Origin of the sequence: Metabacillus herbersteinensis, from assembly GCF_042433335.1 — a bacterium.
GTDB lineage: Bacteria > Bacillota > Bacilli > Bacillales > Bacillaceae > Metabacillus > Metabacillus herbersteinensis.
In genome coordinates, this window is sequence record NZ_JBHLVO010000032.1 from 1 (window position 1) to 23,186 (window position 23,186).

25 protein-coding genes are annotated in these 23,186 nt (G+C 37.0%); 24 read left to right on the forward strand and 1 reads right to left on the reverse strand.

The annotated features are described in order from the left end of the window. The first annotated feature begins 934 nt into the window (after positions 1-934). The 11 genes from ACFFIX_RS23200 to rsmI all read left to right on the forward strand — a co-directional run bounded on the left by ACFFIX_RS23200 (position 935) and on the right by rsmI (position 8,719). Complete coding sequence (locus ACFFIX_RS23200) at positions 935-1,138, forward strand: sigma factor G inhibitor Gin (protein WP_378938291.1); 204 nt, start codon at positions 935-937, stop codon at positions 1,136-1,138. Between the two features lie 337 nt (positions 1,139-1,475). Then, positions 1,476-2,912 (forward strand): aminotransferase class I/II-fold pyridoxal phosphate-dependent enzyme, encoded by a 1,437-nt coding sequence (locus ACFFIX_RS23205; protein WP_378938292.1) that lies wholly within the window; start codon positions 1,476-1,478, stop codon positions 2,910-2,912. 14 nt (positions 2,913-2,926) lie between these two features. Then, positions 2,927-3,556, forward strand: a complete 630-nt coding sequence (gene tmk / locus ACFFIX_RS23210) for a dTMP kinase (protein ID WP_378938293.1) — start codon at positions 2,927-2,929, stop codon at positions 3,554-3,556. Positions 3,557-3,665: 109 nt separating this feature from the next. After that, positions 3,666-3,995, forward strand: coding sequence for a cyclic di-AMP receptor DarA (gene darA, locus ACFFIX_RS23215; protein ID WP_378938294.1), 330 nt, complete (start codon positions 3,666-3,668; stop codon positions 3,993-3,995). Positions 3,996-4,008: 13 nt separating this feature from the next. Then, the gene (locus tag ACFFIX_RS23220; protein ID WP_378938296.1) at positions 4,009-4,449 is read left to right on the forward strand and encodes a YaaR family protein; all 441 of its coding nucleotides are present in this window, start codon (positions 4,009-4,011) and stop codon (positions 4,447-4,449) included. A gap of 13 nt (positions 4,450-4,462) precedes the next feature. Then, positions 4,463-5,455, forward strand: a complete 993-nt coding sequence (holB, locus tag ACFFIX_RS23225; RefSeq protein ID WP_378938298.1) for a DNA polymerase III subunit delta' — start codon at positions 4,463-4,465, stop codon at positions 5,453-5,455. 2 nt (positions 5,456-5,457) lie between these two features. Continuing rightward, a complete protein-coding gene (gene ricT, locus ACFFIX_RS23230; protein WP_378938300.1) occupies positions 5,458-6,285 on the forward strand; it encodes a competence/sporulation regulator complex protein RicT in 828 nt (275 codons plus the stop codon). A 13-nt stretch (positions 6,286-6,298) separates the two neighbouring features. Next, positions 6,299-6,667 (forward strand): DNA replication initiation control protein YabA, encoded by a 369-nt coding sequence (gene yabA, locus ACFFIX_RS23235; protein ID WP_512700175.1) that lies wholly within the window; start codon positions 6,299-6,301, stop codon positions 6,665-6,667. Positions 6,668-6,791: 124 nt separating this feature from the next. Then, positions 6,792-7,577: a tRNA1(Val) (adenine(37)-N6)-methyltransferase gene (locus ACFFIX_RS23240; RefSeq protein WP_378938302.1), complete on the forward strand. Its 786-nt coding sequence runs from the start codon at positions 6,792-6,794 to the stop codon at positions 7,575-7,577. A gap of 1 nt (position 7,578) precedes the next feature. Beyond that, a complete protein-coding gene (locus ACFFIX_RS23245) occupies positions 7,579-7,857 on the forward strand; it encodes a GIY-YIG nuclease family protein (RefSeq protein ID WP_378938392.1) in 279 nt (92 codons plus the stop codon). Beyond that, positions 7,850-8,719 carry a 16S rRNA (cytidine(1402)-2'-O)-methyltransferase gene (gene rsmI / locus ACFFIX_RS23250; protein ID WP_378938304.1) on the forward strand — a complete coding sequence of 290 codons (870 nt, stop codon included), beginning with the start codon at positions 7,850-7,852 and terminating at the stop codon, positions 8,717-8,719. Before ACFFIX_RS23245 ends, rsmI begins: the two co-directional genes overlap by 8 nt. Before the next feature lie 123 nt (positions 8,720-8,842). Here rsmI and abrB read toward each other — a convergent pair whose 3' ends face one another. Beyond that, positions 8,843-9,124 carry a transition state genes transcriptional regulator AbrB gene (abrB, locus tag ACFFIX_RS23255; protein WP_378938307.1) on the reverse strand — a complete coding sequence of 94 codons (282 nt, stop codon included), beginning with the start codon at positions 9,122-9,124 and terminating at the stop codon, positions 8,843-8,845. A 1,225-nt stretch (positions 9,125-10,349) separates the two neighbouring features. Here abrB and metG point away from each other — a divergent pair. The 13 genes from metG (at position 10,350) to glmU (ending at position 23,186) form a co-directional block, all read left to right on the forward strand. After that, positions 10,350-12,335 (forward strand): methionine--tRNA ligase, encoded by a 1,986-nt coding sequence (gene metG / locus ACFFIX_RS23260; protein WP_378938309.1) that lies wholly within the window; start codon positions 10,350-10,352, stop codon positions 12,333-12,335. A gap of 123 nt (positions 12,336-12,458) precedes the next feature. Further along, complete coding sequence (locus ACFFIX_RS23265) at positions 12,459-13,229, forward strand: TatD family hydrolase (RefSeq protein ID WP_378938311.1); 771 nt, start codon at positions 12,459-12,461, stop codon at positions 13,227-13,229. A gap of 241 nt (positions 13,230-13,470) precedes the next feature. Continuing rightward, positions 13,471-14,661 (forward strand): ubiquitin-like domain-containing protein, encoded by a 1,191-nt coding sequence (locus ACFFIX_RS23270; protein ID WP_378938313.1) that lies wholly within the window; start codon positions 13,471-13,473, stop codon positions 14,659-14,661. Between the two features lie 174 nt (positions 14,662-14,835). Next, positions 14,836-15,399 (forward strand): ribonuclease M5, encoded by a 564-nt coding sequence (gene rnmV, locus ACFFIX_RS23275; RefSeq protein WP_378938316.1) that lies wholly within the window; start codon positions 14,836-14,838, stop codon positions 15,397-15,399. Then, positions 15,392-16,276, forward strand: coding sequence for a 16S rRNA (adenine(1518)-N(6)/adenine(1519)-N(6))-dimethyltransferase RsmA (gene rsmA / locus ACFFIX_RS23280; protein WP_378938318.1), 885 nt, complete (start codon positions 15,392-15,394; stop codon positions 16,274-16,276). Before rnmV ends, rsmA begins: the two co-directional genes overlap by 8 nt. Before the next feature lie 272 nt (positions 16,277-16,548). After that, positions 16,549-17,430: a sporulation peptidase YabG gene (gene yabG / locus ACFFIX_RS23285; protein WP_378938319.1), complete on the forward strand. Its 882-nt coding sequence runs from the start codon at positions 16,549-16,551 to the stop codon at positions 17,428-17,430. Positions 17,431-17,679: 249 nt separating this feature from the next. Beyond that, the gene (gene veg, locus ACFFIX_RS23290) at positions 17,680-17,949 is read left to right on the forward strand and encodes a biofilm formation stimulator Veg (RefSeq protein ID WP_378938321.1); all 270 of its coding nucleotides are present in this window, start codon (positions 17,680-17,682) and stop codon (positions 17,947-17,949) included. 139 nt (positions 17,950-18,088) lie between these two features. Next, positions 18,089-18,274, forward strand: a complete 186-nt coding sequence (locus tag ACFFIX_RS23295) for a small, acid-soluble spore protein, alpha/beta type (protein ID WP_378938323.1) — start codon at positions 18,089-18,091, stop codon at positions 18,272-18,274. Between the two features lie 291 nt (positions 18,275-18,565). Next, positions 18,566-19,435, forward strand: a complete 870-nt coding sequence (ispE, locus tag ACFFIX_RS23300; RefSeq protein ID WP_378938394.1) for a 4-(cytidine 5'-diphospho)-2-C-methyl-D-erythritol kinase — start codon at positions 18,566-18,568, stop codon at positions 19,433-19,435. A gap of 56 nt (positions 19,436-19,491) precedes the next feature. Next, positions 19,492-20,316: a pur operon repressor gene (gene purR, locus ACFFIX_RS23305; RefSeq protein ID WP_378938325.1), complete on the forward strand. Its 825-nt coding sequence runs from the start codon at positions 19,492-19,494 to the stop codon at positions 20,314-20,316. A 16-nt stretch (positions 20,317-20,332) separates the two neighbouring features. Then, on the forward strand, positions 20,333-20,707 hold the full coding sequence (locus ACFFIX_RS23310; RefSeq protein WP_378938327.1) for a RidA family protein: 375 nt from the start codon (positions 20,333-20,335) through the stop codon (positions 20,705-20,707). 407 nt (positions 20,708-21,114) lie between these two features. Further along, complete coding sequence (spoVG, locus tag ACFFIX_RS23315; RefSeq protein ID WP_066227607.1) at positions 21,115-21,405, forward strand: septation regulator SpoVG; 291 nt, start codon at positions 21,115-21,117, stop codon at positions 21,403-21,405. Positions 21,406-21,812: 407 nt separating this feature from the next. Then, positions 21,813-23,186, forward strand: a complete 1,374-nt coding sequence (gene glmU / locus ACFFIX_RS23320; RefSeq protein ID WP_378938329.1) for a bifunctional UDP-N-acetylglucosamine diphosphorylase/glucosamine-1-phosphate N-acetyltransferase GlmU — start codon at positions 21,813-21,815, stop codon at positions 23,184-23,186.

Here is a 23,186-nt window from a genome sequence, read left to right on the forward strand (position 1 = left end):
TACTAAGAGCGTCACGTCCTGTGGCAACGTAGAAGTCAGCACATCCATGTGCAAGTAAGGAAGCGAAGAGAACGAAGACCGGAGTGTGCGGTATTGGAACATGAGGATCTGAGTGAACGAGCTGACACAGAGATTTGAAGCTTATCGCAAGCTGACATCCGAGCATAGAAGTTAAGCTCTCAACGTCGATGGATAAGTAATTAGCGAGATATCATATTGACCTCAAGCTCTAAGCACAGGATGCGCCTTGTAAGATAAGGAGATGAGGCCGGCGTCAAGCTCCTAGCTAGCCGAAATGATACCAAGAAAGAGGCGATGGACAACCAACCATTTCTCGTATCGTTAAGAGATTGATCGTGTTTATTAAGTGTCAGGCCTAGAGTTGGTTTGAGAGCATAGATGGATGTAAAAAAAGATAGTATTTTGTCGAAACGTCGATAAAAAGAAAATTCCGAAGATAAACCGATTAAAATCGAAGATAAAATTACTATTTTCGAAGATAAAAACTTTCACACACATAAAAACTACAATCCTAGCCGTGAAATTCCTCCATAACCATGTATAGACAAAGTAAAATCACGATTTTAGCAACAAAATGATCATTAAAGAGAGAAATAACCCCGTTAAGCGAATTTCTCCTCCGCTTTAGTGCTTGTAAAAACGAAAGAATAAAAATTTTCTAACTCAAACTACAAAGATAAGGACTGCTCATCTTCAAATGCACCCTTATATTTACATCGCACTCCCCGTAAGGTCTAAAAAAAAATATTTAAGATAAAATAATAGTAAACTTCTAATTTCGAATTATTCTCCAAACCATAGACATACACCTAACTCTAATATTTACATAACTTAATTAGTGCACTTAAATACAATTCTTAATTTTGTATACAAATTCGTAATATGGACAGAATAAAAATAGGAGGTGGAGTGTATGGATTCTAATGGTATAAAAAAACAAGTTGGGGAAACTTGCATCGTTTGTGAAGAGGAAAAAGCTTTGGGTATTCATCTTTATACAAGCTTCATTTGTGTTGAGTGTGAAAAGAGCTTAATTAATACGGAGACTTCAGACCCTATGTATCAATACTTTCTTAGAAAACTACAAAGGGTTAAAACTCCTCCACTTTATTCGTAAGGGCTGTTCATACAGGCCTTTTTTTACATATAAGGGAGTATAAAATTTGATACTAAATCTGAGTTTCGCAAGTCCAGCTCCAGCGCCTAGCCCCGACGCACAAGACGTGCTAGTGCAGTTACAGCGACAGGACGTCGCGGTTGAAACTGTGGCCTCGAGGTCATAAGTCAATTCTAGGGTAGAAGGCAAAGAACGCCTTCTACCCTAGAATCGCCTTATGCTATGCCTAAGGCTGAACAAGGCGCTTGCGCTTTTTAAAATTTTCCTAAATAGTGAAGTATTGAGCTTGTATTGTTATAATAGGGGTATTACCAAGTAAGGGCGGAATGACAGTTATATGAAAACGCCTCTTTTTAATGCTTTGTTGCAACATGTGGAAAAAAACCCTATCTCTTATCATGTTCCTGGACATAAGAATGGAGAAGTTTTTTATAAAAAGGCAGAAGCACTTTATAAAGATATTTTAAAGATTGATGTTACAGAATTAACAGGGCTTGATGATTTACATCAACCAAAGGCAGCGATTGAAGAGGCGCAATTACTTACAGCAGCGTTATACGATGTTCAATTTAGTTATTTTTTAGTGAATGGATCTACTGTTGGAAACTTAGCGATGATCATGGCTTGTTGTGAGGAAAATGAACCTGTACTCGTTCAACGAAATAGTCATAAGTCAATTATCAATGGGTTACAACTAGCAGGAGCACTTCCTGTCTTTTTATCTCCAGTTATGGATTTTGAATACAATGTTCCCTCATATGTCGATATTGATACAGTAAAAGAAGCAATAAAACGGTATCCAAATGCAAATGCGTTAATTTTAACCAACCCAAATTATTATGGACTTGCTAATTCATTGAAGGACATTATCAAGTTGGCTCACAATGCAGGAATTCCTGTATTAATAGATGAGGCGCACGGTACTCACTTTATACTAGGTGCTCCTTTTCCTACATCAGCTATTGAATATGGAGCAGATGTGGTTGTTCAATCTGCACATAAAACGTTACCTGCTATGACTATGGGATCCTACCTACACGTAAATAGTCGACTTGTTGACCAGGAAAAAATAACAAGGTATTTATCTATTTTACAAAGTAGTAGTCCTTCCTATCCCATTATGGCTTCTCTAGATTTGGCAAGAGCTTATCTTGAGGATTGTAAAGAGACGAATAAAAAAGAGATGATCTTAACGTCATCTAGTGATTTACGAAATCAGCTAAGTCTTCTGAATGGGATTGAAGTCGTAAATAGTAAAGATTCTAAAATCAAAACAGATCCGCTAAAAATTACGGTCAAATCAAGTCAGGAGTTAACAGGCTTTGATTTACAAACTGTTTTTGAATCCAACGGTATTTACGGTGAAATGGCTGATGTTCAAAATTTCTTATTGGTCTTACCGTTAAAAGGCAACTTAATGAATCCCTATAAACTTACTCAAATTGAGAATCTATTATCGGGGTTCCAGCAAAATGGTGAACCAAAAGATAATGAACAAAAGAGAAGGACATTAAATCTGAATAATATAGAGCCTCTAGAGGAGTCTTACTCGCAGTTGAAAAAACGTTCAAAAGCAGTTGTTCCTATAAACGGGTGTGTAGGTATGTTTGCAGCTGAATCCATCATTCCTTATCCTCCTGGAATACCATTGTTTGCGGTAGGAGAAAAAATAACGATTGAAAAAATGGATAGGCTTCAATATTTATTAAGAACGGAAACGAATTTTCAAGGTGATCAACATCTTCAAGCAGGTAATATAGCAGTATATCAATAGAAAAGGTGAGAATGGTGAACGGAATTTTTATTACGTTTGAAGGACCTGAAGGCGCGGGTAAAACAACGATTATACAATTACTTCAAGAGAAGTTTGCACAGCGTAAAGGTGAGATTGTTTTTACAAGAGAACCTGGAGGAATAAAAATCGCTGAAAAAATACGAGAAGTAATTTTAAATAAAGAACACACTGAAATGGATGCAAGAACAGAGGCGCTGTTATACGCTGCTGCTAGAAGGCAACATCTTATAGAGAAGGTTATCCCAGCTTTAGACGAAGGGAAAATCGTAATCTGTGATCGGTTTGTGGATAGCTCTTTAGCATATCAAGGATTTGCTCGTGGAATAGGTATAGATAATGTATATTCAATCAATGAGTTTGCAATTAACGGAGTTATGCCAAATGTCACGTTATATTTCGATCTCGACCCAGAAAAGGGTTTAGAGCGCATTAGTAGAAGTACTATTAGAGAAGTAAATCGCCTAGATCTAGAGAAATTAGCTTTTCATCAAAAGGTTCAAGAGGGCTATCGTCTAGTAAATGAACGTTTTAAAGACAGAGTCGAAATTATACAAGCGGATCAACCAATTGAAAAGGTAATGCAAGATGTTTTAGATATACTTAAAAAATACATGGTCGTTTAAGGATTAAGCCATCAATTAAAAAGAGTTATATACATCGGTTGTAAATTACCATTAATCATGCAATGATTCATAAAAATGAGCATGTTACAATATTATGGAGGGATTACCTATGAAGTTAATGATGGCTGTCGTACAGGATCAGGATAGTAACAAGCTATTAAATGCTTTAACGGAGCATAATTTCCGAGTAACGAAGCTAGCAAGTTCAGGTGGATTTCTAAAATCAGGCAATACAACCTTCATGATCGGAACAGAGGATATTCGTGTTGAAAAGGCACTTCATATTATAAAGGAAAATTGTCAATCTAGAGAACAATTAGTTGCCCCGGTATCTCCAATGGGTGGAAATGCAGATTCTTATGTACCTTACCCAGTTGAAGTTGAGGTCGGAGGCGCGACAGTTTTTGTCTTACCAGTAGAGCAATTTCAGCAATTTTAAGGAATGATGGTTAATGAAGATTAGTCAGGAAATCCGCACAACTACAGGGAAAAGTGGCTTAGAACAAAAAAATACTCTTACGTCAGCTAGAGGCTTTCAAGACTTAATATATAAGCAAGGTAACAAGCTACAGCTCGAGCAGATAAATAAGTTAATGGTAGATATTGATGACGCAGGGCGTCGTTTATCAAAAACAAGAAACTTTAACGAATTGTTCAAGTTTAAAGTTGTAGTCAAACGGTTCATCCATGAAGCTGTAGAATATGGAATGAATATGAAGCAATCTCACAGTTGGGACTTTCATGGAAATAGCCGTTCTCTTAAACTTGTCGAACAGGTTGATAAGAGCCTAATCGAACTTACTGATGAAATAGTCAATAAAGAAAAAACGTCAATCGATATACTTGCCAAGATCGGCGAAGTAAAAGGGTTACTGATTAACCTTTATACGTAGAGAGTGTGGTAAAATGGCAAAAGGGTGGGAAAATATAGCTCGGTATCAACCTCGTGTTACGAAGTTACTTACAAATAGTATTGAAAAGAAAAGGTTAGCACATGCTTATTTGTTAGAAGGTAAAAAGGGTACTGGAAAGAAAGAAATGAGTTTAGTATTTGCGAAAAGCTACTTCTGTGAAAATCTTATAGACTACCAGCCCTGTGAGAATTGCAAAAACTGCAAACGAATTCAATCCGGAAATCATCCAGACGTACATCTGTTAGAACCTGATGGATTGTCGATAAAAAAATGGCAGATACAAGCACTTCAAGAAGAGTTTTCAAAGTCGGGTGTTGAATCAAATAAGAAAGTTTATATTATTTCGCATGCGGATAAAATGACAACGAATGCTGCTAGTAGTTTATTGAAGTTTCTAGAGGAACCCAATGCTAATACCATAGCCGTTCTTTTAACAGAGCAAGTTCATCAAATTATAAGTACAATACTCTCTCGTTGTCAGGTACTTTCTTTTCAACCACTACCCCCACAAGCAATAAAAGATGAGCTAACTAAACTAGAAATACCTGCAGATCTTGCTACGCTTGTGTCACATGTTACAAACGATATTGAGGAAGCGCTCGAAATTAGTCGAGATGATTGGTTTGCGGAAGCTAGATTAAAAGTGATAAAATTGTATGAAGTGCTTACTACTCGAAAAGGACAAGCACCTATTTATATTCATACACAATGGATGTCACATTTCAATGACAAGGAAAAACAAGATATCGGGATAGACTTGCTTTTATATTTATACAAAGATTTGTTATCCATGCAAATAGGAAATGAGGAACAGGTCATTTTTAAAGACTTATTCCCACAGTTTAGGCAACATGCCCTTCAAACAACACAAAGAAGTGTAATCGAGAATATCACTTCTATATTAGAAGCTAAAAAAAGGCTTCATGCCAATGCAAACCCACAATTATTGATGGAACATTTGGTTTTAACATTGCAGGAGGGATAAGTTTGTATAATGTAGTAGGTGTGCGCTTTAAAAAAGCGGGCAAAATTTATTATTTCGACCCCAATGGTCTTCATATAGAGAACGATGATTTCGTAATTGTTGAAACAATTAGAGGAATTGAATATGGAAAAGTCGTATTAAGCAATAAAAAGGTAGATGAACACGATGTCGTGCTTCCTTTAAAGAAAGTCATACGAATTGCTGCTGACAAGGACCGACTTATGGTACAAGAGAATCAAGAAGCAGCAATCGAAGCTTACACGGTATGTCAGCAAAAGGTCATTGAGCATAGACTAGATATGAAACTAGTGGATGTTGAATATACATTCGATCGCAATAAAGTAATATTTTACTTTACAGCCGATGGAAGAGTGGATTTCCGCGAGCTTGTAAAAGATTTAGCTGCAATTTTTAAAACGAGAATTGAGCTTCGTCAAATTGGAGTACGTGATGAGGCTAAAATGCTAGGTGGAATTGGTCCATGTGGCAGAATGCTGTGCTGTTCTACGTTTTTAGGTGACTTTGAACCTGTATCAATTAAAATGGCAAAAGACCAAAATCTATCTTTAAATCCTACGAAGATTTCAGGTTTATGTGGTCGTTTAATGTGCTGTTTAAAATACGAAAATGATGAATATGAATCTGCAAAAGAACTGCTTCCTGATTTAGGAGAAATGATTGGGACACCAAGTGGCTTAGGGAAAGTAGTGGGACTAAATATTTTAGAACGCGTTTTACAGGTGGATATTGTCGAACTTAAGCGCGTTGTTGAATACACTTGGGAAGAATTACAGAGAGATGGCGTAGTTCCAATGCAATCCACAGATTAATGAGGTGGAACAAGTGGATAAAAAAGAGATCTTTGAGTCTGTTAGCAGTATGGAAGAACAAATAGGTTCCTTATATCGACAACTGGGTGAATTGAAGCACCATCTTGGTGAATTAATAGAAGAAAATCATCATTTACAGATTGAAAATGATAATTTGCGTCGTCGACTTGAGTCAACATCAACACCTAGTAAAAAGAGTGTTGGAAAGAAAAGAAGTAAACAACAACAAACTGATCCAAAGCAAAATCAAGTTGATATAGGCGAGGGCTATGATAATCTTGCACGTCTCTATCAAGAAGGCTTTCATATCTGTAACATACACTACGGAAGCATACGTACCGGAGATTGCTTATTTTGCTTATCTTTTCTGAATAAGAAGTAATAGGATTTCCTTATAAAGGGGAATTTTCAGTTAGTAGACAAAAGAGGTTTTCCTATCGTGGGAAAGCCTTTTTAGTATTATATTAAAGTCTGTCTATACTAGTAAAAAGGAAGGGACAAGGAGAATGGTAAAATTAATTGATGATGAAAGGCTTGACTATTTATTGGCTGAAGATTTACGAATCATTCAAAGTCCAACGGTATTTTCCTTTTCTATAGATGCCGTTTTGCTCGCGAAGTTTGCTTATATGCCAATTCAAAAAGGGAGAATCCTTGACTTGTGTACTGGCAATGGGGTCATTCCTTTATTATTGAGTACAAGAACAAAAGGAAACATCATAGGTGTTGAAATACAGGAACGTCTTTTTGAAATGGCTGTGCGAAGTGTAAAGTACAATCATTTAGAGCAACAGCTTGAAGTTATTCATGGAGACCTCAAAGAAATGCCAAAGCAATTAGGACATGGACAGTTTGATGTCGTAACATGTAATCCTCCATATTTTTCGACTCTTAAACAGGATGAAATAAACTTAAATGAACATTTGGCCATCGCTAGACACGAGATTCTTTGTACACTGGAGGATGTTGTTAAAGCATGTAGCCAATTGGTTCGTCAAGGTGGGAAAGTAGCCCTTGTTCATCGACCAGGCAGGTTAATTGAAATTTTAGAGCTTATGAGAAAATACGGAGTAGAACCAAAACGAATTCAATTTGTATTCCCGAAACAAGGGAAAGAGGCCAATACCCTACTAATTGAAGGGATAAAGGGTGGACAGCCTGACCTTAAAATCCTTCCTCCATTATTTGTTTATAATGAATCAAATGAATACACAGACGAAGTTAAGAAAATTCTTTATGGTGAAAAAGAGGAGAGATCTCCGATCACAGAGAGTCATGGTGATAAAAAATAATATGGAACAATTAAACCATTACTTTTATGTACTAGAATGTAACGATGGTAGTTATTATGCAGGTTATTCAAATAATGTCGATCAGAGACTTAAAAAGCATAACGAGGGCAAGGGAGCAAAATATACAAGAGCCAAGAAACCCGTAGAACTGCTCTACTCAAAAGCTTATCATACAAAAAGTGAAGCATTGAAGATGGAATGCTATTTCAAAAAACTATCTCGAAAAAATAAAGAAATTTATCTAACAGCTGAAAAAGAAAAGGAGGGAGAATGTGGCTAGTCAAAAAAGTTTTAATGAAGATACACTCTTAGGTAGTTTATACTTAGTTCCTACTCCTATTGGGAATTTAGAGGATATGACCTATCGAGCGATTAAAATCATGCAAGAAGTTGATTTAATTGCTGCTGAGGATACAAGACAAACGAAGAAACTGTGCAATTATTTTCAAATAGAAACGTCGATCTTTAGTTATCATGAACATAATAAGTTAACGAGCGGATCTAAAGTGAAAGAATTAATTCTCGACGGAAAAAGCATCGCACTAGTAAGTGATGCAGGAATGCCAACAATATCAGATCCGGGTAGCGAGTTGGTGAAGGAAGTGCTAGCGCTTGGCGGAAAGGTTATTCCACTTCCAGGAGCTAATGCAGCATTAACAGCTTTAATTGCATCGGGCATTACGCCACAACCTTTTTTATTTTTCGGGTTTTTGGACAGACAAAAAAAGGATAAAAGAAAGCAGTTAGATAAACTAAGCAAAAGACCTGAGACAATTATTTTTTATGAATCACCACATCGAATCAAAGAGACCTTACATATTCTTTTAGAACAACTTGGTGATCGACGAATCTGCCTTTCAAGAGAGTTAACGAAGAGATTTGAAGAGTTTATACGTGGATCTATTTCAGAAGCTATTTTGTGGTCAGAAGAAAATGAAATACGCGGTGAATTTTGTATCATACTAGAGGGATCACTTGAGGAGGAAGTGGAAGAAGATGCTTGGTGGCACAATTTAAAGGTAGAAGAGCATGTAACGCATTATGTAAACCAAGGAACAAAAGTGAAAGAAGCAATAAAGCAAGTGGCAGTCGAACGGAATATACCAAAGAGAGATGTGTATCAGGCTTACCATATCGAATAATGCTAAAAAAAGCGAAAGCGCCTTGACTTATTGGGGCTTAATAGCTGGATTGAGAAACGCATGCTATAGGGTAAAATTTATATAAATTCTGATAAGAGCATAAAAAAAAGCCCTTAACTGGGCTTACTTTTGTACTAATTGACCTTGAATTTCTGCTAAGATTTGTTCAGCACCTTCACGGCTAAGGACCAATTTACCATTAGCTAAGTTAAGGTTGTGGTCAGATACTTCACCAGTCACTTGGCAAGTCATGTTTGCTTTATATTTCTTTAAAATGATTTTATCTTCGTCAACGTAAATTTCTAATGCATCTTTCTCTGCTATTCCTAATGTACGGCGTAACTCGATAGGAATTACCACGCGTCCTAATTCATCAACTTTACGAACAATACCAGTAGATTTCATATTCTTTCTCCTCCTAATGATCTATTTCTCTATGTTTTTCTTCTATGCTTCGTCAATATTCGACAAAATTATTTACTTCAATAGCATATCAGGGTTTCCAATAAACGTCAACGATTTTATTTACAATAGTTTGTAAATAATGAAATGAAATTCAATTGTGTGTTAAAATCCCTTTACTTTAGTATTCATTACCCTTAAGGGAAGGTAAATAAACTCAAATGTGGGAATTTTTTATTATTGTAGAAATAGTATTTATAACAAAAAAGTAAAATAGCCCCATACTCAAATTGATAAAACACAAGGATATTTCGACAAAAACCGACTGTTATTTAAGCATCTTATTCATGAAGGATTAAAACGCATTATTAACTGAGTTGAGTGGGGGAATAGTGAACTTTTTGAGTCAACGTTCCATTTTTCTTTTTTAACATATAAGATGCATAAAATTTGATACTAAGTCTGCGTTTCGCAAGTCCAGCTCCAGCGCCTAGCCCCGACGCACAGGACGTGCTAGTACAGTCATGGCGATTGACGTCGCGTTCTTGACTGCCTCGAGTTCATAAGTCAATCTAAATAGAAGGCAAAGAATGCCTTCTACCCTAGAATCGCCTTATGCTATGCCTAAGGCTGACCAAGGCGCTTGCGCTTTTTTTAAAAACTGAGAACAAAAAATCTATGTATAAATCCTTGATATTAGAGGCTAAGATGGTATTATAAAGAAGAATATCCAAATGGCAAAAACACATACATATTAAACAAAAAAACGCGACAACTAAATTACTCTACCCAAAACGCTCTCGTCCTTAGGGGCGAGAGCTTCTTTTTTGTAATATCAGAATTTGTATAATTCTAGGATTCAGTTTGCGTTTCTGAACCCAGCTCCAGCGCCTAGACTCTCGAGGTCATAAGTCAATTCTAAATTGAAGGCAAAGAACTCCTTCTACCCTAGAATCGTCTTATGCTATGCCTAAGTCTGAACAAGGCGCCCCGCGCTTTTTTTAAAAGATAAGAAAGTATAAGTTTTTTGTACTTAGTTTTTGTGTCTAGCTCCAGGCGCCATCGGCTCTATGGTCTAAGCCAATCCGTTCAGAAGGTTAAAGAACAACCTTCCAGCCGGCTCGTCCTATGCTTGTCGCCGATAAGCGGGCGCCTTGCGCTTTTCTTATTATTTAAGAAAATGCAATCCTTACGAACAATTGACACTCATATAAAGGGAGGCTTCAAAATGGAGAATAAACAACAGTCATTTTATATTACAACGCCAATTTATTATCCAAGTGGAAAATTACATATAGGTCATGCATACACAACCGTAGCAGGTGATGCAATGGCTAGGTACAAGCGTATGCGTGGATATAATGTGATGTATCTAACGGGAACAGATGAGCATGGTCAAAAAATCCAAAGAAAAGCTGAGGAAATTGGAGTAAGTCCTCAAAAGTATGTAGATGATATTGTATCTGGTATCCAAGATCTTTGGAAGAAGATGGACATTTCCTACGATGATTTTATTCGAACAACAGAAGATCGGCACAAAATAGTTGTAGAAAAGATCTTCGCTCAGCTTGTTGCTCAAGGGGATATTTATTTAGATCAGTATGAGGGTTGGTATTCCGTTCAAGATGAAACCTATTATACTGAGCATCAATTGGATGACCCCATCAAAGAGGATGGAAAAGTGGTTGGAGGAAAAAGTCCAGATAGTGGCCACCCAGTTGAATTGGTTAAAGAAGAATCTTACTTTTTTAGAATGGGCAAGTATGTCGATCGACTATTAGCTTATTATGAAGAAAATCCAGAATTCATTCAGCCTGAATCTCGCAAAAATGAAATGATTAACAATTTCCTGAAACCAGGATTAGAAGATTTAGCTGTTTCAAGAACAACATTTGATTGGGGAGTAAAAGTACCTGGAGACCCAAAACATGTTGTTTATGTTTGGATTGATGCTCTTTCTAACTATATATCTGCATTAGGATACGGTACAGACAGCGATTCAAAATATAAAACGTATTGGCCTGCTGACATTCATTTAATGAGTAAGGAAATTGTTCGCTTTCACACAATCTACTGGCCGATCATGCTAATGGCTTTAGACCTTCCATTGCCTAAGAAAGTATTTGCACACGGCTGGCTGCTTATGAAGGATGGGAAAATGTCGAAATCGAAGGGCAATGCAGTCGACCCGGTCACACTTATCGATCGCTATGGGTTAGATGCACTCCGCTATTATTTATTGCGTGAAGTTCCATTTGGATCAGATGGTGTTTTTACACCAGAGGGCTTTGTTGACCGTGTAAACTATGATTTAGCCAATGATTTAGGGAATTTACTGAATCGAACAATTGCAATGGTTGAAAAATACTTTGATGGAAATATTCCTAATTATGATGGATCGAAGCAAGAGTTTGATTCTTCTTTAGTAGAGTTTTACCAAGGAACTGTCAATAAGTACGAGGAAGCAATGGATAGAATGGAATTTTCAGTCGCGCTTTCATCACTATGGCAGTTTATTAGCAGAACTAACAAATACATTGATGAAACACAACCATGGGTATTAGCAAAGGACGAAGAGAATAGAGTTCAATTAGCATCCGTGATGACACATCTAGCTGAATCGCTACGAATCACAGCTGTATTATTAAAGCCATTTTTAACAAAAACACCTGAAAAAATCTTTACTCAACTAGGTGTTGAATTACCTGAATTAAAAGGGTGGAACAGTATTACAAACTTTGGTCAGTTAGTTGATGCTAAGGTTAAAAAAGAAAATCCAATTTTTCCGCGTCTAGATGTTGAGGAAGAAGTTCAATATATCAAACAGCAAATGCAAGGAACAGTCCAAAAACCAGAAGAAAAAGCGGATTCAAAAATGGAAGAAGTTGAAAATGAAATTACAATAGATGATTTCATGAAAGTCGAATTAAGAGTCGCAGAAGTACTTCAAGCAGAACCGGTGAAAAAGGCAGATCGTCTTCTTAAAATCCAACTAGATCTTGGCTATGAAAAAAGACAAGTTGTATCAGGTATTGCTAAGTTTTATAAACCTGAAGAACTGGTCGGCAAGAAGGTTATCTGTGTAACGAATCTAAAACCGGTATTACTTCGAGGAGAACTTTCTCAAGGAATGATATTAGCAGGAGAAAATGATGGGGAATTGTCGATTGCCACTGTCGATTCAAACCTTCCAAATGGATCAAAAGTGAAATAACACATATAATGAGAGGTGTTCCACGTGTAACATTTTGGCGAACACCTCTTTTTTTTATGTCGAAGAACGCCTAAACTTGTAAGCAGGAAATTAGATGTTTAACATCAGGAAAGGGGTACTAATATGCTTTTTGACACACATGCACATTTAAATGCGTTACAATACGAAGATGATTTACAAGAGGTTATCTTAAGAGCACAACATGAAGGTGTTTCGAAAATTGTTGTCGTCGGTTTTGATCGGGAAACCATTGAGCGTGCAATGGATTTAATAGAAGAATACTCATTTATTTATGCAGCTATTGGCTGGCATCCTGTTGATGCAATTGACATGACTGATGAAGACCTAGCATGGATAAAAGAATTAGCATCGCATCCTAAGGTTGTCGCTGTTGGTGAAATGGGACTTGATTATTATTGGGACAAGTCACCAAAAGAAGTTCAGCAAGAAGTTTTTCGCAAACAAATTGCTTTAGCCAAGGAGCTAAAACTTCCCATCATTATACATAATCGTGATGCAACTGCTGATGTTGTAGAGATCTTAGCAGAAGAAGGAGCGAGTGAGGTTGGAGGAATTATGCATTGTTTTACTGGTAGTCTAGAAGTAGCCGAGCAATGTATGAAAATGAACTTTTACATTTCCTTTGGTGGACCTGTGACGTTTAAAAATGCAAAAAAACCAAAAGAAGTAGCCATGGAAATTCCAATGGATCGCTTATTAATTGAGACTGATTGTCCTTATCTAACTCCACACCCATTTAGAGGTAAACGAAACGAACCAAGCTATGTTAAATATGTTGCAGAACAACTTGCAGAGTTAAAAGGAGTCACCTTTGACGAAATTGCTCAAATAACTTCCGACAATGCACATAAATTATTCGGCATTTCTCGCTAAAGCATCCTGTCGCTTTTTGAAAGAGCTTGTCCTTAGTAGTTAAAATGGAAAGGTGTTCTACTTGTTTTACTTCCTTCATAGGATAACTTTGTCGACAATTCTTCCTTCACTTTTGTTTAAATATTTTGCATAATAGGGATTACCCGGAAAAATGAGACAACAGGGTGAAGGTTGACAGGCGGAAAGATACTCTATATAATCCACGGAGGAGAAGGAGGCGTTTTTCATCTTATTTAAAAACATGAAAAAGCTGTTTTCCGAAAAGGTTAGGAAAAATAAGATTGTTCTATCCGCTGCTAGTTTACTAGTTTTAGGGTCTGGAACTGCATATGGTACATATGAAGTGACGAAGGATTCTGTAAGCGTATCTTTAAATGGCAAAAAGCAAGAGATACGAACGCATGCGGATACTGTAAGTGAAGTACTGGCAGATCACGACATAGAACTTAGGGAAGAAGATAAGCTTTCTCCAGCAGTTGATGCAAAGATCAAAGGCAATATGGAGATTGTCTATGAAGCTTCCAAGCCAGTAAACCTTACAGTTAACAATGAACGAAGGACAATCTGGACTACAGCGAAAACCGTAGAAGAATTGTTAAAGCTAGAGAAAATAGGCGTAAACGAGCATGACAAAGTTGAACCAACTCTGAGCACCAAAATTGAAGAAGGCTTAACTCTAAACATAGATAAAGCATTTCAATTAACGTTAAATGTTGGTGAAAAGAAACAACAAGTTTGGACTACTTCGACTACTGTCGCTGACTTTTTGAAAGAGCAAGACGTAAAGCTAAACGACCTGGATAAAATTGAACCAGCGTTAACTGATAAGTTAAATGCAAAAGATGTAGTAACAGTTACACGCGTAGAAAAAGTCACCGATGTAGTGGAAGAACCAATTGCTTTTAATGTTGAGACAAAAAAAGATAGCAACATTGAAAAGGGCAAACAGGAAGTCTTAGAGTCCGGCGAAGAAGGTAAACAAGAAAAGCATTTTGAAGTAGTTCTTGAGAACGGTAAAGAAGTATCGAGGAAATTAATTAAAACTGAGAAGAAAAAAGATAGCAAGAATCGCGTGGTTGCTTTGGGTACAAAAAATGTGCAACAAGCAAGCACAACTGTTTCACGTGGAAACGATTCAGTTTCAAAAGAGTTTTATGTTAGCTCAACGGCTTACACAGCACATTGTAATGGTTGTTCAGGTACCACTGCTACTGGAGTAAACTTAAGGTCAAACCCAAATGCGAAAGTAATTGCTGTTGATCCAAGCATCATACCTTTAGGGACGAAAGTGTTTGTTGAGGGATACGGTTATGCCGTAGCATCAGATACTGGATCGGCAATTAAAGGAAATAAGATTGATGTGTTTTTCTCTGACAAATCAGCGGCATATAGATGGGGTCGTAAACAAGTCAAAATTAAAATTTTAGATTAATATTTGGCAGAGGGATGACCACCCTCTGTTTTTTTGTTGTTGATTAATTTATAATGAACACTACTTTATAAATTAGTATCTTCATTCAGCTATTACTAATTATTGACTCGGTTTTCATACGATATACATTAGACGTTTGAGTATAATGAAAAGTTTCATCATTTGGAGGAAAAAATGAAAATAAAAGAAATTATTGTTGTTGAAGGTAGAGATGATACAACTGCCATTAAACGAGCTGTAGATGCAGATACAATTGAAACAAATGGCTCGGCAATAGGACAAGCTGTTATTGAGCAAATTCGACTTGCACAACAAACAAGAGGTGTCATCATTTTTACTGACCCAGATTTTCCTGGTGAGAAGATTAGAAAGACAATTACAGAACAAGTAGAGGGTTGTAAACATGCCTTTTTAGCAAAGAATGAAGCTAGACCTAAGAGAGGGAAAGGAATTGGGGTTGAGCATGCTTCGATAATGTCCATACAGCAAGCACTTGAGGCTGTTAAGGAAGTTATGGATGAGCAGCCTTCTCAAATTTTTTTCGACGACCTTGTGAGAGCAGGTTTAGTTGGAGGTTCACATGCGAAATCGAGAAGAGAGAAATTAGGCACACTGTTAAAAATAGGCTACACAAATGGAAAACAGCTTCAAAAGCGATTGCAAATGTTTCAAATCGAGAGAGAGCAGTTTTTTCATGCTCTAGATGTTATTTTGCAGGAGGAGCACAAACATGATTAAAGATATTGCAACACCTATACGAACAAAAGCTATTCTTGAGAAGTATGGCTTTTCATTTAAAAAAAGTCTTGGTCAAAATTTTCTTATTGAACCAAATGTATTAACTCGTATTGTAGACCATGCGGAGGTCACAGAAAAGACAGGTGTCATTGAAATTGGACCTGGTATAGGCGCGTTAACTGAACAATTGGCAAGACGGGCAAAAAAAGTTGTAGCCTTTGAAATCGATAAGCGACTATTGCCGATCTTAAAAGAAACAATGAGCCCATATCCGAATGTAACTGTAGTGCATCAAGACGTCTTAGAAGCGGATTTGAAACAAGCGGTGAGTGATTATTTATCAGACTGTGAAGAAATAATGGTTGTCGCTAATTTACCTTATTATGTGACCACGCCGATTATTATGAAGCTTTTAGAAGAAAAGCTTCCTTTACGAGGGATAGTCGTGATGCTTCAAAAAGAGGTAGCTGATCGGATTGCAGCAAAACCCTCTACGAAGCAATATGGGTCTCTTTCAATAGCTATTCAGTATTATACTGAGGCGAAAACAGTTATGACAGTCCCTAAAACGGTTTTCGTTCCTCAACCAAACGTAGACTCGGCTATTATTCGATTACTAGTAAGGGATGAGCCAACCGTAGCTGTTCAAAACGAAGCGTACTTCTTTCAACTTGTAAGAGCAAGCTTTGCACAAAGGAGAAAAACTTTGCTTAATAATTTAATTCATTTCATTCCAAATGGAAAAGAATTAAAGCCTTTAGTAGAGAAAACATTAGAAGAGGTTGGAATTGACGGCAGAAGAAGAGGGGAAGCCCTATCTATAGAAGAATTTGCAAAGCTCAGTGACGCATTAGACTCAGCGTTAAAGGAAAAGTGAATTTTAAGTGCTAAATCTGTAAGAAGTAGACCACCGCTTTGATAGCCGTGGTTTTTTTACGTTTATGAATTCATTTGCAGCGACTAGCCCCTCGAGGTCATAAGTCACTCATAAATTGAAGGCAAAGAACACCCTCTATTCATGAGCGCGTTATGCTTGTAGGGGCTGATCAAGGGTTTCCACTTTTGTAATAATCACCAATTACATAAACCTACATAGGCTAGAGAAGGATACTTTTTCTTTCTTTTGAAACATTCATTGGAGTGAAGAAAATGCAGGTGAAAATTGGCGACATTGTTGCAAGAAAATCGTATCAACTCGATCTTTTATTTCGCGTAATTGATATGAAAATAACAGAGTCTGGTGAAGAAGTTGCGATTTTATATGGTGATGAGGTCAGATTAATTGCAGATTCATTGTGCAACGATTTATTGGTTGTAGATGAAGAAGAACGAAATCAGAGAAAACAAGAGGAACAAGAAAAAATTGAACAATCTTATTACCTACTTCGACAAGATTACCAACTATTGAGGGAAAAGCAAGAGTACTATGCAACATCAAGTTATAACCATAATGAAGAGTACTTTCATATTCCTGGAAGAGTATTACATTTAGATGGAGATCCGACATATTTACAAAAATGCCTTACTTTGTACGAGAAGATTGGTGTACCTGTAACGGGAATACATGTATTAGAAAAGGAAATGCCTGATAAAATAGTTGATCTTATTGATAAATATCGTCCAGATATCCTTGTAATAACTGGTCATGATGCGTATTCGAAGCATAAAGGGGATATGAACGATTTAAATGCATATCGTCATTCAAAACATTTTGTCCAGACTGTACGCAATGCTAGACGTAAGGTGCCACATTTAGATCAACTGGTTATTTTTGCTGGCGCTTGTCAGTCACACTTTGAATCGCTAATTCGCGTAGGAGCAAATTTTGCAAGCTCTCCTTCTCGAGTCAATATTCATGCGCTAGATCCAGTCTATATTGTTTCAAAGATTAGTTTTACACCATTTGTCGAAAAAATTAACGTCTGGGATGTTTTAAGGAACACATTAACCCGTGAAAAGGGTTTAGGCGGGGTAGATACTAGAGGGGTTTTAAGAACCGGAATGCCTTATCGAAAGTACGAAAATCAATGAAAAAGAGCCGCTTATAAGTAAATAAGTGGCTCTTTTCTTATGAAAAGATGAACGATTGTGAGTCAAAACTGAAAAAATATTCCTCTTTATACATAAAAGGGCTTCAGTTGGTTTAAACTAATTTTAGACAGAGTGGGAATTTTGTTGAAAATAATATGTTGACAATACAGAATTAACATTGTTATAATTTAAATTTTATTTGACTTACATAGGCAAAAGTTGTATACTTAAAATAGTGAGGTGGATACAATGGGAAAAACTCTGACGGATATTAAAAGATCCCTTGATTCAAATCTAGGCAGACGACTTACGCTAAAAGCTAATGGTGGTCGCAGAAAAACTATAGAGCGTTCTGGAGTACTTGCAGAAACCTATCCATCTGTATTTGTAATTGAGCTAGATCAAGACGAAAATTCATTTGAACGTGTATCTTACAGTTATGCAGATGTATTAACTGAAACAGTGCAATTAACATTCTTTGAGGGTACATCAGGTTCAGTTGCAGTTAGTGGGCAGTAGACATAATTGTTTGCTGCTTTTTTATTTATACATTTTTCCACTAATAAAAAAAACATAAATTCAAATACTATTACTAGCCGCTACCTTTCACATTTAGTTAATGTGCTTACATTTTCTTTTCTGAAGGGAAGTGCCTTGGATGAGTAGACGTCGTGGCATTATGTCGGAAGACTTTAAGTATGAGCTAGCAAAAGACTTAGGGTTTTATAATACGGTCAAAAGCGAAGGCTGGGGAGCAATTCGATCCCGAGATGCAGGGAATATGGTTAAACGTGCAATTGAAATTGCTGAGTCACAGCTTGCCCAAAGAAAGAATGACTTCTGAATAGTAAGCGGCTGCCGAAGCATTTATGCTTCGGCTTTATTTAAAGTAAAGTTTAATAATACATAAATTAGTTCCATACCTACATATACAAAATTCTTCTCGTGCTCCGGATAGCACTTTATATCTAGTTTAGAGCAGTTAAGATAATACTTAAGAGTTCCGTTTCCGACAACTGTAGCTATGGGTACAAGGTCTAAGGAGCTCGTTAATGATTGTCGAAAAAGGCAATATTCTACCTGCTTTTGTGGTACAATGTGGATAAAATTTCAGTTCGTTAAAGTAGGTGAAGGGATGCGCATTTTAGAAAAAGCGCCAGCAAAAATTAATTTATCATTAGATGTACTTCATAAACGGTATGATGGGTATCATGAAGTGAAAATGATTATGACAACAATCGACTTAGCTGATCGTGTTGAACTTATAGACTTACCAAATGAGCAGATACGTATTATTTCTCATAATCGATTTGTTCCAGATGATCATAGAAACTTAGCATATCAAGCTGCAAGGTTACTTAAAGATCGCTATGAAATTAAAAGGGGAGTTTCAATTTCAATAACGAAAACGATTCCAGTTGCAGCAGGACTAGCGGGTGGAAGTAGTGATGCAGCTGCTACGTTAAGAGGGTTAAATCGATTATGGAAGTTAGGACTAAGTTTGGACGAACTTGCTGAGCTCGGTGCAGAAATTGGTTCAGATGTATCGTTTTGTGTGTATGGAGGAACTGCGTTAGCAACTGGCCGCGGAGAAGTCATTCAACATATTGACCCCCCACCACACTGCTGGGTTGTGCTAGCTAAGCCGACAATTGGAGTTTCAACAGCTGACGTTTATCGGAATTTAGACTTAAAGACAATTGAACACCCAGATGTAAATGGTATGATTCAAGCGATTCAGCTAAAAGAGTATGAAACGATTTGTCACTTACTTGGAAACGTATTGGAGAATGTAACATTGCGAATGTACCCAGAAGTGGCTAATATCAAAGATCAAATGAAACGATTTGGTGCGGATGCTGTACTAATGAGTGGAAGTGGCCCCACAGTATTTGGGCTTGTACAATATGAATCGAAATTGCATAGAGTTTATAACGGGTTGAGAGGGTTCTGTGATCAAGTCTTTGCCGTGCGTATGTTAGGAGAACGAAACATCCTTGATTAAAGACGGATATTAAGTTATATTTACTATAATAATATTCGGTTTTTGGGGGTAATTCTATGAAATTTCGTCGAAGTGGTCGACTAGTTGATATGACTAACTATATGCTTCATCACCCACATGCACTTGTTCCTTTAACAGTTTTTGCTGAAAAATATAAGTCAGCTAAATCCTCTATCAGTGAGGATTTAACGATTATTAAACATACCTTTGAACAGCATGGAATAGGTACATTGCTAACTGTACCGGGTGCTGCAGGTGGCGTTAAGTTTATTCCTAAAGTTAGCATTAGTGAAGCGAAAGAATTTGTCGAAGAGCTTTGTGAACAAATGGCCAAGCCTGAAAGACTTCTTCCAGGTGGATACTTATATCTAACAGATATACTTGGTAATCCTGGCACCGTAAATCATATTGGACGTTTATTTGCATCCGTTTTTGCAGAAAGAAAAATAGATGTTGTCATGACTGTGGCTACAAAGGGCATTCCACTTGCCTATGCAGTAGCAAGTCAATTAGATGTTCCGGTCGTAATTGTAAGGAAAGATAGTAAAGTAACTGAAGGTTCAACGGTAAGTATTAACTATGTGTCTGGATCTTCAAAACGTATTCAAACGATGCTTTTAGCGAAAAGAAGCTTACGTGAGGGATCAAATGTTTTAATAATCGATGATTTCATGAAAGCTGGCGGTACAATTAATGGAATGATTAGCTTACTAGAAGAGTTCCGTGCAAATGTAGCCGGCATTGGTGTCCTTGTTGAATCTGAAGGAGTAGAAGAGAGATTAGTGGATGAATATATCTCACTTTTAAAGCTTACAGATGTTGACGTAAGAGAACGCCAGATTCATGTAAAAGAGGGAACATACTTTAACTTTTATAAATGACAGGGGCGTGAGTATAGTGAAAACGGTACAAACAAATGCTGCACCAGCTGCAATGGGTCCGTATTCTCAAGGGGTCATTGCAAACAATCTATTTTATAGTTCGGGTCAAATACCATTAACGAGTGAAGGTGACCTGGTTACTGGTGATATCAAGGTTCAAACACATCAAGTTTTTTCTAATCTAAAAGCTGTACTTGCTGAAGCGGGTGCTTCCCTTGAAACCGTCATTAAAGCAACGGTTTTTTTAAAGGATATGAATGATTTTGGTTCATTTAATGAGGTGTATGGTCATTATTTTAGTGAACATAAGCCTGCCAGGTCTTGTGTCGAAGTAGCCCGTCTTCCAAAAGACGTAGCTGTAGAAATTGAAGTAATAGCTCTTGTTAAATAGATAAGTCTCTTAAAAAGGCCAATTAGCATCCAACATGCTAATTGGCCTTTTTTATACCAGAATTTATATAATTTCAGACTCAGGATGCGTTTTTGCATCCAGTTCCGACGCACAGGACGTTCTAGTGCGTTACAGCGACAGGACGTCGCGGTTGTAACTGCCTCGAGGTCATAAGTCAATTCTAAATTGAAGGCAAAAAGAACACCTTCTATTTAGAATCGCCTTATGCTATGCCTGAGGCTGACCAAGGCGCTTTCGCTTTTTTTATTTTAGATTTTATTAAAATCACGGTCAACTAATTGACATAATATTTTAAAAATATTTTTAGAGACTTGCAGGAATTAAGAAAATTCTGTTGAATTTAGTAACTAATGTTTTTCATATAGGGAAAAGGTGGTGAACATAGAATGGAAGTTACAGACGTAAGATTACGCCGCGTAAACACCGAAGGCCGCATGAGAGCAATCGCTTCAATTACATTGGATCATGAGTTTGTAGTACATGATATTCGTGTGATTGATGGCAATAATGGTCTATTTGTTGCGATGCCGAGTAAGCGAACTCCTGATGGAGAGTTCCGCGATATTGCACACCCTATTAATTCAGGTACACGTGGAAAAATTCAAGATGCTGTATTAGCTGAGTATCATCGTTTAGGTGAGTTAGAAGTCGAATTCGAAGAAGCTGGGGCTTCTTAAAATAAAATGGGGAGGACAATATGTCCTTTTCTTTTTTTTGGTCAATAAACATCATACCCATCCATCACTACTCTTTGTTCAAACTCCAGTTGTTCCGTTTACCCCATGCCTTACCTAATTAAACATTAACCTCGTTTTATCAGTCTTTAAATATAAAATTTCCCGATTACTTTATTCGAAACGTGCTAGTTATCACCAAATCAAATTTAGCAATTTCATGTAGTTTTGCTTGTTTCCTTGAAAAAGAGTGCATTTTAAGATATATTTTTTATGGATAAGTAGGCGAAAAGAGGTTTTATTTTCGGTTATAGTGACCTTTTTTGAAAGAATAATTCAACATATATTTGAAACATAACTTCTCACTTTTTTTATTTTTCATGAACACATATCATATTGGAGGCTTTTATATGGATAAACGTTACGCAGTGATTTTAGCTGCAGGCCAAGGCACAAGAATGAGATCTTCATTATATAAAGTGCTACATCCTGTTTGTGGAAAGCCAATGGTACAGCATGTAATGGATCAAGTCACAAAACTAGATCTTGATACAATTGTGACCGTTGTAGGACATGGAGCGGAAAAAGTACAAGCACAGCTTGGGGAAAACAGTGAATATGCTTTGCAGAGTGAACAACTTGGTACTGCGCATGCTGTTATGCAGGCAGCATCATTCCTTGAAAGCAAAGAGGGAACAACGATTGTGATTTGCGGAGACACACCTTTAATTACTTCTGAGACGATGGCATCCTTATTAAACCATCACAAAAACACAGAAGCTATCGCAACGATCCTGACTGCCAACGCTGAGGAACCAACAGGATATGGCCGAATTGTCCGAAACACTGAGGGTTCCGTGGAAAGAATTGTCGAACATAAGGATGCAAGTACAGAAGAGCTCCGTTTAACTGAAATTAACACAGGAACTTATTGCTTTGATAATCAAGAATTATTTAAAGCGTTATCAAATGTTTCAAATGATAATGTTCAAGGTGAATACTATCTTCCTGATGTTGTGGAGATCATGAAAAGTGAAGGCAAAGTCGTTTCAGCGTTTCAAACGTCGACGTTTGAAGAAACATTAGGTGTTAATGACAGAGTTGCTCTTTCTCGGGCTGAAAAATTGATGAAACAACGCATTAACGAAATTCATATGAGAAACGGTGTAAGTTTAATTGATCCGGAGCAGACGTATATTTCCGACGACGCGGTAATTGGCAGAGATACCGTGATCTATCCAGGATCAATAATTATAGGTAAAACAGTTATCGGTGAAAACTGCATCATAGGACCAAATACGGAAATAAAAAATTGCACAGTCGAAAATGGAACAACGATTCGATATTCTGTTGCACATGATAGTGAGATAGGCAATGAAGTTTCAGTTGGGCCGTTCGCACACATACGACCTTCTTCTATAATTAAAGACGAAGTGAAAATTGGTAATTTTGTCGAAATCAAAAAAACTTCCATGGGTAAAGGCAGCAAAGCTTCTCACTTAAGCTATGTTGGAGATGCTGAAGTTGGTGAAAATGTAAATCTTGGCTGTGGTTCAATTACAGTAAATTACGACGGTAAAAACAAATACTTAACTAAAATTGAAGATGGCGCATTCATTGGCTGTAATTCTAACCTGGTTGCACCCGTGACTGTTGGAAAAGGAGCTTATGTAGCTGCTGGCTCTACAGTTACAGAGGATGTTCCTGCAAAAGCACTATCTATTGCTCGTGCTAGACAAGTGAACAAAGAGAATTACACTGATCGCCTTAAAATGAACAAATAA

Coding starts and splice junctions, on each gene's coding strand:
- metG (WP_378938309.1), top strand. CDS start 10,350: ATGGAGAATAAACAACAGTCATTTTATATTACAACGCCAATTTATTAT.
- ACFFIX_RS23245 (WP_378938392.1), top strand. CDS start 7,579: ATGGAACAATTAAACCATTACTTTTATGTACTAGAATGTAACGATGGT.
- purR (WP_378938325.1), top strand. CDS start 19,492: ATGAAATTTCGTCGAAGTGGTCGACTAGTTGATATGACTAACTATATG.
- abrB (WP_378938307.1), bottom strand. CDS start 9,124: ATGAAATCTACTGGTATTGTTCGTAAAGTTGATGAATTAGGACGCGTG.
- ispE (WP_378938394.1), top strand. CDS start 18,566: ATGCGCATTTTAGAAAAAGCGCCAGCAAAAATTAATTTATCATTAGAT.
- rsmA (WP_378938318.1), top strand. CDS start 15,392: ATGATTAAAGATATTGCAACACCTATACGAACAAAAGCTATTCTTGAG.
- yabG (WP_378938319.1), top strand. CDS start 16,549: ATGCAGGTGAAAATTGGCGACATTGTTGCAAGAAAATCGTATCAACTC.
- darA (WP_378938294.1), top strand. CDS start 3,666: ATGAAGTTAATGATGGCTGTCGTACAGGATCAGGATAGTAACAAGCTA.
- rnmV (WP_378938316.1), top strand. CDS start 14,836: ATGAAAATAAAAGAAATTATTGTTGTTGAAGGTAGAGATGATACAACT.
- ACFFIX_RS23270 (WP_378938313.1), top strand. CDS start 13,471: ATGAAAAAGCTGTTTTCCGAAAAGGTTAGGAAAAATAAGATTGTTCTA.
- ACFFIX_RS23205 (WP_378938292.1), top strand. CDS start 1,476: ATGAAAACGCCTCTTTTTAATGCTTTGTTGCAACATGTGGAAAAAAAC.
- ACFFIX_RS23220 (WP_378938296.1), top strand. CDS start 4,009: ATGAAGATTAGTCAGGAAATCCGCACAACTACAGGGAAAAGTGGCTTA.
- ACFFIX_RS23200 (WP_378938291.1), top strand. CDS start 935: ATGGATTCTAATGGTATAAAAAAACAAGTTGGGGAAACTTGCATCGTT.
- veg (WP_378938321.1), top strand. CDS start 17,680: ATGGGAAAAACTCTGACGGATATTAAAAGATCCCTTGATTCAAATCTA.
- ACFFIX_RS23265 (WP_378938311.1), top strand. CDS start 12,459: ATGCTTTTTGACACACATGCACATTTAAATGCGTTACAATACGAAGAT.
- glmU (WP_378938329.1), top strand. CDS start 21,813: ATGGATAAACGTTACGCAGTGATTTTAGCTGCAGGCCAAGGCACAAGA.
- spoVG (WP_066227607.1), top strand. CDS start 21,115: ATGGAAGTTACAGACGTAAGATTACGCCGCGTAAACACCGAAGGCCGC.
- ACFFIX_RS23240 (WP_378938302.1), top strand. CDS start 6,792: ATGGTAAAATTAATTGATGATGAAAGGCTTGACTATTTATTGGCTGAA.
- ACFFIX_RS23295 (WP_378938323.1), top strand. CDS start 18,089: ATGAGTAGACGTCGTGGCATTATGTCGGAAGACTTTAAGTATGAGCTA.
- holB (WP_378938298.1), top strand. CDS start 4,463: ATGGCAAAAGGGTGGGAAAATATAGCTCGGTATCAACCTCGTGTTACG.